This window comes from Providencia sp. PROV255 (assembly GCF_028478065.1).
Lineage (GTDB): Bacteria > Pseudomonadota > Gammaproteobacteria > Enterobacterales > Enterobacteriaceae > Providencia > Providencia rettgeri.
In genome coordinates this window covers 23,032-34,891 of the sequence record NZ_JAMPMI010000009.1, presented here as the reverse complement: position 1 = coordinate 34,891, position 11,860 = coordinate 23,032, and the positions used below count along the sequence as shown (strand labels likewise).

General features: G+C 40.2%; 12 protein-coding genes. 5 read left to right on the top strand and 7 right to left on the bottom strand.

Annotation, left to right across the window (positions count from 1 at the left end; translation table 11 throughout):
- The first annotated feature begins 28 nt into the window (after window positions 1–28).
- Complete coding sequence (locus PR725_RS09465) at window positions 29–412, top strand: hypothetical protein (protein WP_226537935.1); 384 nt, start codon at window positions 29–31, stop codon at window positions 410–412.
- 214 nt (window positions 413–626) lie between these two features.
- On the opposite strand, the gene PR725_RS09460 is transcribed toward PR725_RS09465, so the two are convergent.
- The 7 genes from PR725_RS09460 to allD form a co-directional block, all read right to left on the bottom strand.
- Window positions 627–935, bottom strand: a complete 309-nt coding sequence (locus PR725_RS09460) for a hypothetical protein (protein ID WP_109913297.1) — start codon at window positions 933–935, stop codon at window positions 627–629.
- A gap of 59 nt (window positions 936–994) precedes the next feature.
- Window positions 995–1,135 (bottom strand): hypothetical protein, encoded by a 141-nt coding sequence (locus PR725_RS09455; RefSeq protein WP_162598881.1) that lies wholly within the window; start codon window positions 1,133–1,135, stop codon window positions 995–997.
- 610 nt (window positions 1,136–1,745) lie between these two features.
- Window positions 1,746–2,624, bottom strand: a complete 879-nt coding sequence (locus PR725_RS09450) for an aspartate/glutamate racemase family protein (RefSeq protein ID WP_094962118.1) — start codon at window positions 2,622–2,624, stop codon at window positions 1,746–1,748.
- A gap of 36 nt (window positions 2,625–2,660) precedes the next feature.
- Window positions 2,661–3,239 carry a 2-oxo-4-hydroxy-4-carboxy-5-ureidoimidazoline decarboxylase gene (gene uraD, locus PR725_RS09445; RefSeq protein ID WP_231137037.1) on the bottom strand — a complete coding sequence of 193 codons (579 nt, stop codon included), beginning with the start codon at window positions 3,237–3,239 and terminating at the stop codon, window positions 2,661–2,663.
- Between the two features lie 157 nt (window positions 3,240–3,396).
- Window positions 3,397–4,182: a (S)-ureidoglycine aminohydrolase gene (allE, locus tag PR725_RS09440; protein WP_196719139.1), complete on the bottom strand. Its 786-nt coding sequence runs from the start codon at window positions 4,180–4,182 to the stop codon at window positions 3,397–3,399.
- Between the two features lie 58 nt (window positions 4,183–4,240).
- Window positions 4,241–5,473, bottom strand: a complete 1,233-nt coding sequence (allC, locus tag PR725_RS09435) for an allantoate deiminase (RefSeq protein ID WP_036958433.1) — start codon at window positions 5,471–5,473, stop codon at window positions 4,241–4,243.
- 235 nt (window positions 5,474–5,708) lie between these two features.
- The gene (allD, locus tag PR725_RS09430) at window positions 5,709–6,755 is read right to left on the bottom strand and encodes an ureidoglycolate dehydrogenase (RefSeq protein WP_004261559.1); all 1,047 of its coding nucleotides are present in this window, start codon (window positions 6,753–6,755) and stop codon (window positions 5,709–5,711) included.
- 358 nt (window positions 6,756–7,113) lie between these two features.
- Here allD and fdrA point away from each other — a divergent pair, with 358 nt between their 5' ends.
- The 4 genes from fdrA to PR725_RS09410 are packed head-to-tail and all read left to right on the top strand — an operon-like array spanning window position 7,114 to window position 11,833.
- The gene (gene fdrA / locus PR725_RS09425) at window positions 7,114–8,784 is read left to right on the top strand and encodes an acyl-CoA synthetase FdrA (RefSeq protein ID WP_196719140.1); all 1,671 of its coding nucleotides are present in this window, start codon (window positions 7,114–7,116) and stop codon (window positions 8,782–8,784) included.
- A gap of 10 nt (window positions 8,785–8,794) precedes the next feature.
- On the top strand, window positions 8,795–10,060 hold the full coding sequence (locus PR725_RS09420; protein WP_196719141.1) for a DUF1116 domain-containing protein: 1,266 nt from the start codon (window positions 8,795–8,797) through the stop codon (window positions 10,058–10,060).
- A gap of 32 nt (window positions 10,061–10,092) precedes the next feature.
- On the top strand, window positions 10,093–10,905 hold the full coding sequence (locus PR725_RS09415) for a DUF2877 domain-containing protein (RefSeq protein WP_104872850.1): 813 nt from the start codon (window positions 10,093–10,095) through the stop codon (window positions 10,903–10,905).
- Window positions 10,906–10,930: 25 nt separating this feature from the next.
- Window positions 10,931–11,833 (top strand): carbamate kinase, encoded by a 903-nt coding sequence (locus PR725_RS09410; protein ID WP_104872849.1) that lies wholly within the window; start codon window positions 10,931–10,933, stop codon window positions 11,831–11,833.
- Window positions 11,834–11,860: the final 27 nt, after the last annotated feature.

Sequence of the window (11,860 nt, the reverse complement as noted above, 5' to 3'; positions counted from 1 at the left end):
TAGTGTGGAGATTTAGCAAACAATCATTATGAAAAAAATCATTTATCTGTTTTCTTTCGCTGTTATTTTATTACTTGTTACTAAGGCTGTTACCTATATTGACTTTGCGGAAAAAGATCTGGTTAAGTCAATTATTCCTGCTTGGATTCAAGCGATTGGCAGTATTTTGGCAATCATTATCGCAGGCATGATTTCAGCTAGGCAAATTAAACATGAAAAGCAGCTTGAAAAGATAAAGTCGGCTCAGTCAGACTTATCGAAAATGCGTATTGTAAGAGCATTGCTAGTCCGTTCGGTAACGCTTATGAATGAAGTTCGTAACGCCATTGAGCGAGGTGATGATAGGGATTTTCATCAGGTGTCCCAATGGACGATGCGCAACACAAAACGTGCAATGGAAAATAATTGCTAAGGCGAGGCATTGAGCATACTTGTTTTTGGTCTTTTGGCTGTGTCCTTTTTGTTGGTTTTCTTCTTGATAGTCGCTAATCAGTTTAGATAAGGGGTAACGTGGCTTATCATCAATGATTGATTCAGCCTCAAAGGTTACGGGGGTGGTTAGCCAGTCAGGTGTTGGGTTTGATAAATACGTATTGAGTCGTTGATAGTGCTGCAAAGACGCTTGGTCAACCATAAGAGCCAGTTGCTGATAGTCTTGTTTTGGTTAAGTTAGAGGTGACATCCGATTGTTGCTCTTGGATTTCATCTAATAACGTGGTAGCTATTCTCTGGTTTTTGGCATTATCTCTATACTCTTTTTTAATAATACGTTTGTGATGAAACTCAATAAGCCCCGTTGCGACGTGCTGTAAATCATTGAGCTCATCAATTCCCTTATCAAGGTTGCCATGAAAATCATCCATTTCACGCTGCCACCATCTGTTGACTAATAATTTGAGTTGCTGCTGAAAAAAGGCAATGTGTTCCTTGGTCATTTTCGGGCTTCCTGAATATTGGACTTGCCAGTGATTATATTGACTATTGAGGATTAAGGCTAATGATCGAGCTGTATGCAGTTGCTTAGTTTGAGGCTTAAACGCATGTCATAGCGAGTGTTTGTGGTCGGGATGGTTTTACGAAACCACCACGTATTAGCACGTTGGTAAAGGTAATGGGAGAGTTTTAATGTCGTCATGCGGTACGTTCCTGCGCTGGCGGAGTCTGAATTCATCGCGTAACTAAATGATTTTATAGTGCTAATGTTCAATTCAACTTTTCAAAAGTGCCTAATAAGGTGCCTAAAAATGAATTAGTTTATTTCTTGAGTCTATGATTACTTAAATTCACGTAAAAAACTATATTTTTTTCGGTTAGCTTTAAATAAGGTATAATTTTTCATATTGGAAATATTCATAGTGGCTGTAATACTATTAATTTTCTAATAACCTTCAAGGTTTATTCATTATTGGCTCTTGTATAAAACATAATGGATGTTGTTCAGGATATGAATAATGTTGTTTAAAACCTAGAATAACATCCTTGGTTTTTACGGTATTGAATATTATTGGCCATAATTTAAATTAACCAGAAACTTTAACTTATTGATAATTAGTGTGAAATATGGGTTTTACTGAAGGTAAATTATAATTAGTCTATTATAAATTAAACTAAAAAAGGCCCACATGCCTAATGCGGGCCATAATATTTTTCGGTTAACATAAGTTTTAATATCCATCTTCATTAATTGAGACGTATTCATATAGATATTAATAGTACCTTCGATAAATTCATTGGTGTAATTTTAACTAATCTGTTGTTTTTTTTAAAAGAAAATCAGAAAGTTCTGGTGATAAATTTTGGCTGCCCATTTTAGGTGATGGCGTTTGCTGGTTACGATTTGGCTGGGGAACGTACTTTGCTAGAGTGAGTGCCGTTGAAATGGTTACTGCGAGATTATCAATCAGTGGAACACTTACTCGCTCATGAAGGATTGCGGGGAAACCTGCGAGTGCAGCTCCCCCCAAAATGACACAGGATGCCCCATCTTTTTGTGCACAGGTATCGCTGAGTTTCACTATCATTTCATAAGCTTTATCTGGATTGTTAACGATTTCTGCACCTGTCATTGAAACAGTTCTCACGGAAGCTAACCGGTTTGCTAGGCCAAAATTTTCAACTTGTTTTTCCAAAATAGGCTTCCATTTTTCGCCTCCCGAGAGAATTGAAAATTTACGTCCAAATAGCAGGGCAGTGGACAGAGATGCTTCGAGTAAGCCGATGACTGGAAAAGGCACCATCTCTTGTAAAATAGAGGCTTCGCCGCAGCCGAAACCTGCAATAATCGCGGCATCAAATTGTGCGTCTTTTTTAAGTTGTTTAGCCATCATATCAATGAGTGAATGCATTGCGATACCGATAGCAACCTCGCTGCCGATATAGTCAGGCCCAAAACTGGATGTTAGCCCAACAACCTCGACATTATCTCCTGCAGCTTTACGTGTTTCAGAGACGATGAGCTGAGTAAATTTCTCAGAAGTATTTGGATTAATGACTAATAAACGTATTTTTTTCATTAAATTATTGGCCGTTGAGTCGGTAGATGCGATAGTTTTTTGGGTAACCGCTATAGTCGCTAAAGCCGATGCTCCGAGTATAAAATTTCTACGGCTGCTATTCATATTCATTTTGAACTGTCCTTAGTTGAAATAACATAAATGTGATTATTGAACGGTATCTAATAAACGAAATAGGACAATCTTGTATTCTTGCTGTAGGGCAATTTTAAATTCTAGATCTCTGGTATTATTGATTCTGGTTTTAAGAGAAGAGAAAATTTGTTGTTTAGAGGCTTTTTTAACGGCCAATAAAAAAGGGAAACCAAATTTTTCATTATATTCTTTATTTAATTTAGCTAGTTCTTTGGCCTCTTCCTCTGTGCATTCATTGAGCCCAGCACCTGATTGTTCCCCTTGTGATAAGGCTGCGATGTTATTATTGCGCAAATTTTTACACGCTAATTGAGGATGAGATTTAATGAGCTCTAATTGTTTCTCTGCTCCCGATTTTTCAACCACATTAACAAGATCAATATACATATTAACAAACCCAGTAAAAGGGCGTTTAGGGGCACTCTCGACAATAGGCCACGTTGTATCTTCAAAAATATTCGAGAATGTTTTTTCGTAATCATTAACACTCATTTTATTTACTTCATCAATATTATAAACTTGACTGGCAGTTACATAGTGTGCAGAAAGTAACAAAGGCAAAGAAATTAAAGCGCATTTAATTAATTTCATATCTATTCCTTTATATAATGGTAAAGTTGATTTTAATTTTAAAGAAATCAAAGGCATTATTTATTAATGCCTTTGATTGCGAGTGAGACTATTCTGTTTTCTTACAATTCAAATAATTTAGAATATAGATAATGAATTGCAAAATAGTTATTTGAAATTATAGTTCAATATCACGGTTACAATCTTTAGAATAAATATAGCTAAATTCTTCGTCGCCAACAGCATAACCTGCTTGCAGTGCATATGATGCCATAAAAATATAATCGCCTTTCTTGACAGGAACCCAATCATTATTGAGGTTATACATACCTTTACCCGATAATATTAACGCACCATGTTCTTGATAATGGGTTTCGATATAACCGTGGCTAGCACCTGGTTGGAAGGTTAGAATATGGATATTCATATCAAAACCAAGGTCTTTAGGTAATAAGTCTTGTAAATGAACGTTGTGCATTCCTTCATAATCAATTTTAGGAAGCTCATTGACGTTACCACAAACCACGTGTGCTTTATGGCCCTCTGTTGGTTCATAAACGCGTTTGTATAAAAATATTTGTGAAGGGTTACCCTTGTTATTATTTTTAAAGCGCATGGTGACACCCGCTGGGCAATACAGGTAACCACCTTGGGTTAATTTATGTTCATCTTTATCAGAATAAGCAATTAGTTCGCCTTCAATGACATAAATAATACATTCAATTTTACCGCCACCAAAACCCGCTAAGTTACCACCTTCATTGAATAAGGTTCCGACGTAGTCAACAAAGCTAGCTCCTAATTTTGGGGTGGATAAAATTGTCATATTACAGTCAGTAAAACCGGGAATGATGTTACAAACAACCCCGTTAGGTGGAATGATGGCATAATTATCTTTTTTGATAATTGCACGTGACGCCAAAATATCATTTGGGTAGCCAATTTGATTATCTAAATAACCCATTTTAACCTCTCCTAAGTAATTTCATTATTTGTTGTTTTGGCTATATGTTGCAGAACATCTATTCCAGATAGGCCAATTTATATAAAACTTCCGTCAGTAATTTCACTCCTTCAGCGAGATCGCTTAATGTAGTGGCTTCCGCAGGATTATGGCTGATCCCTTTAATGCTGGGAACGAACATCATGACGGTTGGAACAATAGGGGCAAATATTTGTGAGTCATGGCCAGCACCACTGTGCATGACTTTATAGCTATATTGATTTTCATCACAAATTTTTTTTACGAAAGTAACTAGCTGCTCATCCATTGGAATTGGTGCTTCGTCCATCCAGAGGTCGATTTTTACCTCAATACCCATTTCAGCGCAAATTCGTTGAATATCGTTCTCTATCATAGCGGTGAATTCAACTAGCGTTGCTTTATCGGTATGGCGACAATCAATCGTAAAATCAGTTTGGCCTGGGACCACATTCACCGTATTTGGGTGGGGAACTACTCGACCAAACGTGAGTACTAATGGGTCACCATACTGTTTGGCTTTTTCAGTGGATTCATAGCAAATACGGCTGAAGGCACAGATAGTATCTTTACGATACCCCATTGGCGTTGTGCCTGCGTGATTGGCTTCACCTTTTAAGGTTATATTGTAACGACGTTGACCAACAATGCTATTCACAACGCCAATTGTAATATGTTCACGTTCAAGAACGTTACCTTGTTCAATATGTAATTCAACAAAGGTTTTAATATCACTGCGAGGTTTTTGGTTGGCGGGGCGAAATTTAAAACCAGCTTGCGACATTGCGTCGACAAAATTGACCCCTTCAGCATCTGAAATATGTTTAACGTCTTCCTTTTTGGCGATACCGACAATATTTTTGCTACCCCAGTACACGTAAGGGAAGCGGCTACCTTCTTCTTCCGCTAAGGAAACAACCTCTAATGTTCTGAGTGGCTGGCCATATGTTTTTTGCAGATAATCTAAAGCTATAAAGGCGGCTTCAATTCCGAATTGCCCGTCTAGATTTCCACCATTAATAACGGTATCGATATGTGATCCTGATAAAATCACTTGATCTGGATATTTACGGCCCTTGAGTTGACCAAACAGATTGCCAATATCATCGTAATAGGCATATAGACCTGAACTTTCGAATGCATTTTTTAACGCTCTTTGTGCACTAACCCATTCTTGAGTATAAAGCAGGCGCGTCATGCCATTATTTTCTACCGCGCCGTGTTGAGACAGCCAATTTGAAGTTTCTTTAACTTCTTTTGTAAAGTCCTTCATATTCATACCACCTAGTGATTTTTATACTGTGTGCTGTAGCAACAAAACAGTTTGTGTTGTCACTAAAGCGCGATATTTGTTTTCATAGGCAAAAGAAAATAATTAATGGTTCTACTGTATCTTTGTTATATTTGGCAAGGAACCCCTAATCTCTTATTTATCGAGTGATTAGGGGTAGAACGATGCAATAAATATTGGCAGGAGATCCGATTAATCATCGTATTTCCGTATTTATTTAGCTGGCAAATGGTGATTTATTGTCATAGGATTTTTGGTAAATATCATCAGAAACCAAATAATCATAAATTTCATCGACAATATCGATACCATTTACTTCACTTTGTTTTTCTCTTGCTAAGCTATTTTGTCCTGGGAATTGAACCTTATCGAAGCCTGGAGCAGGCTTAACGGCATTGAGTTCATTCATGACTTGAGTGATGTGTTTGCGGAACATCACAGGGTCAGTAAAATAAGCAGGGTTGATAACAATATGTAATTGGCCCAGCTCTCTTCCTTGCGTTAAATCGTGGTACATGGAACTGACGTGTTTACCAAAAGGCAGTCCAAGTAATACACCGGAGAGAATATCGACCATCATCATCAAGCCATAACCTTTAGGCCCTGCAATTGGGACTAATGCCGTTACTGCAAATGGATCTGTTGTTGGGTTACCGTCTTTATCTACAGCCCAAGTATCTGGAATTTTTGCATTTTTTGAACGAGCATCTAACACTTTGCCCCAGGCTTGTACGGTAGTCGCCATATCAAAAGTGATATTATCTGTTTCACCCGGCGCTGAGAATGCGATAGGGTTAGTACCATAGTAGGTTTCAGCACCACCATAAGGAACCACCATCGGGTCTGACTGACAAACTGAAATACCTATCATGCCAGCACTAGAAGCCTGTTGAACAAAATAAGATAATGAGCCGCTGTGACCTATACGGCGCACTCCTACCACTGCAATCCCATTTTCTTCTGCCATTTTAATGGCTTCGTCCATACTCAGTTTTGCAGCAACGTGGCCTGCGCCGTTATCACCGTCAAAGACAGCACTACAAGGACCTGTTTTATCAAAAGTAAAATTAGGTGAGTTATTTGTGCCACCTTTCGAAATGCGCTCTGCATAATATTCGACACGCACTGCACCGTGGGAGTGAATACCCTTTGCATCGGCATGGACAAGAACATCAGAAACGATATCAGCATGATCTTTAGATAATCCTGCTGCATGGATTTTATTAGCGATGAGCTGATGGAGTTTTTCTTTAGAAACTTTCATACATAAATAACCCTTTAGTGTTTTCGAAGTTTAATAAAACTCTTTGCTGATACCAATGTAACAACTAAATTATCTATAAATGTGATCTAGATTATTTTTATTTGATTTTATAAAAAATTATGCAAATAGCCCCTTAATTATTAGAACGAATCTAATAGTTTTAAATTTGGTGTTTTTTCTTTTAATGTCCAGTGTATTTTAAAGGAATTTCTAACAATATATAAAGTGTGAGCATTCTCAACTTATTTGTAAGGTTTATTTGTAATTTTATTTTTCAATAAATGCCTATTTACTTTTTCATCTCATATATTGAGTAAATAAAACTTCAATTAATAAAAGTTGTTTAAAGGATGTCACTATGATCCATGCTTTCATAAAAAAAGGGAGCTTCCAAGATTCAGTGAGCTTAATGCTGATATCTCGAAAACTAAGTGAATCTCCAAATGTTTCAGAAATCTCCGTCATGATGGGAACACCAGCAAATAAGTCGTTACTTGATGCGACCGGATTTTGGCATTCATCCTTTGATGACGCAACACCGAATGATATCTGTGTTGCGATTAAAACCGAATCTGCAGATACCGCTATTGTTGATGAAATTGCACAAGCGCTGGATGAATCACTCAAAGCATTGGCTCAAGGACAGCAGCAAACGGGGAAAAAACTCCAGCGTGTTCGTAGTTGGCGAATGGCCAAGAATAAGCTTCCAAATGCCAATGTTGTATTAGTTTCTATTGCAGGAGAGTTTGCCGCAGAGCTGGCTGACCAAGCATTAGATGATGGCTGTAACGTCATGATGTTCTCCGATAATGTGTCGCAAGCGGATGAGCGTAGATTAAAACTGAAAGCAAGCGAACGTGGTCTGATAGTGATGGGACCAGACTGCGGTACGGCTTACTTAGCCGGGGCACCATTAGCGTTTTCTAACGTAGCACCACAAGGAAACATCGGCATTATTGGGGCATCGGGAACTGGTATTCAAGAGCTGATATCTCAAATTACGCTTGCGGGACAAGGTATCACCAATGCGATTGGATTAGGTGGTCGTGATTTAACGGCGGAAATTGGTGGAGTCAGTGCCATGACCGCCATTGAATTACTCGCATCTGATCCGCAGAGTGATGTTATCGCCTTTGTTTCTAAGCCTCCAGCCAAAGAAATCCGTAGCAAAGTGATTGATAAGCTTAAGGCTCAAGGAAAACCAGTTGTCGCATTATTCCTCGGGACAAAACCCGAAATCAAACAGGATGGAAATTTATACTTTACTGAAACATTGGATGAAACTGCACGTGTTGCGGCCATGCTTGGCCGTGTTGAAAAAGCAGCAGCATTTCAACCGCAAGCAAAGGGCAAGAAAATTTCAGGCCTATATGCTGGGGGGACACTCGCGGCTGAGTGCGCAATGTTATTGGCAGAAAAATTAGGACTGCAAACAGACGCAGCTCACGATCAGGGAATGATGCTTAATCAAGATGGCCACAGAATTATTGATTTAGGTGATGACTTTTATACACAAGGCAAGCCTCACCCAATGATTGACCCTTCTACTCGCAACCAGCAAATTGCTGCGTTTGCTCAGAAAAATGATGTTGGGGTGTTATTGCTGGATGTGGTTATTGGTTACGGTGCTCAAATAGATTCCGCGCAAACACTAGCCAAAGAAATCAAAGTATTAAGAGAAAGTCGTCCAAGTAGCTCACCGATTGCGGTTATCGCTACCGTGACGGGGACTGAGCAAGATCCTCAAGTGCGCTCCGAACAAATCGCTTATCTAGAAGAGGCCGGTATTGCGGTGATGAATTCACTGCCTGAAGCGGTGACGCTGGCATGCAATATTATCTCTCCACCTGTGATTGTATTCCCCCAAAAAGAACAAGATATCCTGCAAAGCGTTTCGGTCATTAACGCGGGCGTACGCAGCTTTGCGGATGACTTACAAGCCAATGATATTCCAGTTGTTCACTACCAGTGGGCTCCAGTCGCTGGTGGGAATAAAAAATTAGCTAATATTCTGAAAAAATTGAAATAAGGGTTTGGATATGTACTCAACGATTGAAGAAGCAAATACCGCAGTAATTGAACGTATTCGTGCCGCTCGTCCTTTTTGGCAAAGTGTTGAACCTGCAAAAGATCTCATCCCAACTTTGCAACAAGGCAAAAAATTACTGCATGCGGGCCCACCTGTAACTTGGGAAGAAATGAGTGGTCCAGTGCGTGGTGCTTGTATCGGTGCGTGTTTATTCGAGAAATGGGCCGATAATGAAGATCAAGCACTTAACCTATTGAATAATGGCGAGATTGAATTTATTCCTTGTCACAGTGTAAAAGCAGTGGGGCCAATGGGGGGAATTACTTCCGCCAACATGCCTATGTTAGTTGTCAAGAATATGACCCATGGCAACGTTGCATACTGCAACATGAATGAAGGAATCGGTAAAGTCATGCGTTTTGGGGCATATGGTGAAGATGTGCAAGTACGTCATCGCTGGATGCGTGATTCATTAGGTCCTGTTCTGAAAAAAACCTTACAAACGTTAGAAAATGGCATTGATTTAACGGCGGTGATGGCACAAGGCATTACCATGGGTGATGAATTCCACCAACGCAACATTGCCACTTCAGCATTGTTATTAAGACAACTGGCACCAATCATGAGTGCGCTGGATATCGATAAAACTGAACTTCAGCAAGTGATGCAATTTTTAAGTATCACAGACCAATTTTTCCTCAATCTTGCAATGGCTTACTGCAAATCGGCGATGGATGCTGGCGCTGAAATTCAGCATGGCACCATTGTGACCGTATTAACGCGTAATGGTAAAAACTTTGGTGTGAAAATCAGCGGTATGGGTGATCAGTGGTTTACTGCGCCAGTTAACACACCGGAAGGTCTCTTTTTCTCAGGTTACAGCCAAGCTGAGGCCAACCCAGATATTGGTGACAGCGCAATCACTGAGGCGTTCGGTATCGGCGGTGCAGCGATGGTAGCAGCACCGGGTGTTACACGTTTTGTTGGTGCAAGTGGTGGTATGAGCGCCGCATTAGATGTGTCTGAGGAAATGACTGAAATTTACTTAGAACACAACATGATGCTGCAAATTCCGACTTGGGATTTCCAAGGCGCGTGTATTGGGCTGGATGCGCGTAGAGTCGTTGAAACGGGTATAACACCGCTCATCAATACAGGGATCGCACATAAAGAAGCAGGGATTGGTCAGATTGGTGCGGGTACGGTAAGAGCACCACTGGCTTGCTTTGAAAAAGCGATTGTTGCGCTAGCTGAAAAAATGGGTATCAGCGAATAAATCGATAATTTTCACTCTGAAGGAGTTTAAAAATGATCATGCAAGCACTGTCCGTTAGCGCTCACTTACCTAAAGAAACAGGAATATTGAATTGCGTTGGACGCTTTAATCATGCACTTAATTTTGTCACTCCTTCAGGTGAATTATTGACATTACATCGCTATGGTCGAGGATTAAGCCCAATGGGCTGGATGGTCTCTGATACTGATTTTCAAGCTATTTTTAATGATGAGAATGAGTTTGTTGAGTATAAAAACGATCGATTGGTCAGCCCTAACTGGCAACTCATTGCGCCAAAAGAACACTTATCGCTCAAGTTGGTGCCACAAAAACTCCCTGATGGAACGTTTACAGCGCTATGGGATATCTTAAGGCAATCGAAAGCGAAAAGTGGTTTACACGGCAGTTTGAGTGAAGCGACAACCGGCCCATTATGTCGAGAGCTAAAAGAATTAAAAGCAAACTATCAACGATACCTTCAAGGTGAACGTATTGATTGGCAGTCGATAATTGGAAGAGGGCCGGGGTTAACACCAAGCTTTGATGATATCTTAATAGGTATGCTATTGGTCACCTTTCTTAATCCAGAGATTGACAGCGACAGCTTACCAAACTTTTTTCAAGATACTCCTTCTTTAGGGTCATTAACGACTCTGGTCAGTGTGAACTATTTACGTTTTGCTTCCCAGGGCATCTTTTCTACTCCACTACAAACATTAGCAACTGCGTTAGTGCAGCCGATGAAATTATCACAGGCGGTTCGCTTGCTGCTTCAGGTCGGCCATTTTTCTGGTGCGGATACGTTAATAGGCGTGTGGTTAGCGGGTATGGATGAAATGGGTTAACGTTCGCGAATAAACAAGGACAAACATGGAAACTATTGTTATCGCCTTAGGTGGCAATGCATTACTGCAGCGTGGAGAAGTGCTTTCCGCTGAAAATCAATACCAAGCTATCGCATCGATTGCGGGTACTTTGGGGCAACTTGCACAAAAATATCGTGTGGTGATTGTACATGGCAATGGGCCTCAAGTCGGGCTATTGGCCTTGCAAAATTTAGCTTATACCGATGTTCCTGCTTATCCTTTGGATATTTTAGTGGCCGAAAGTCAGGGAATGATTGGATATATGCTGATGCAAGAACTGGGACGCAAGCACCCTAAACAGCCAGTAGCAACGCTGCTCACTCGTGTTGAAGTTGATAGCAATGACCCTGCTTATCAAAACCCCACTAAATACATTGGCCCTGTGTATGACAAGCAGGAAAAAGAAAGCTTAGAAGCTGAGCTAGGTTGGGCGATTAAACCCGATGGCAAATATTATCGTCGGGTTGTTCCATCTCCTCAACCTAAAGCCATTCTGGAAATTGATGCCATCAAATGCTTATTAGATCAAAAGCATATTGTCATCTGTAATGGTGGCGGTGGTGTTCCTGTTATTCAGCAGGATAATGGATTTTGTGGGAGTGAGGTGGTTATCGATAAAGATTTATCCTCCGCACTATTAGCAGAAGTGCTTGAGTCTGACCACCTAATTATTCTAACCGATGCGGATGCCGTCTATCGGAATTGGGGAACTCCTGAGCAAAGCGTGATTAGATGCGCAACGGTAGCAGAGGTTGCCCCTATGGCAATTGATGATGGTTCTATGGGACCGAAATTGATGGCGGTCAGCCGTTTTGTACAGCGTTCTGGTAAACCTGCTTATATTGGTGCGTTAAAGCAAATAGATGCTATCTTGAAAGGAGAGGCAGGCACTAGAATTATACCATAGTGATTAATTGCTTTGATAATCAAGGAA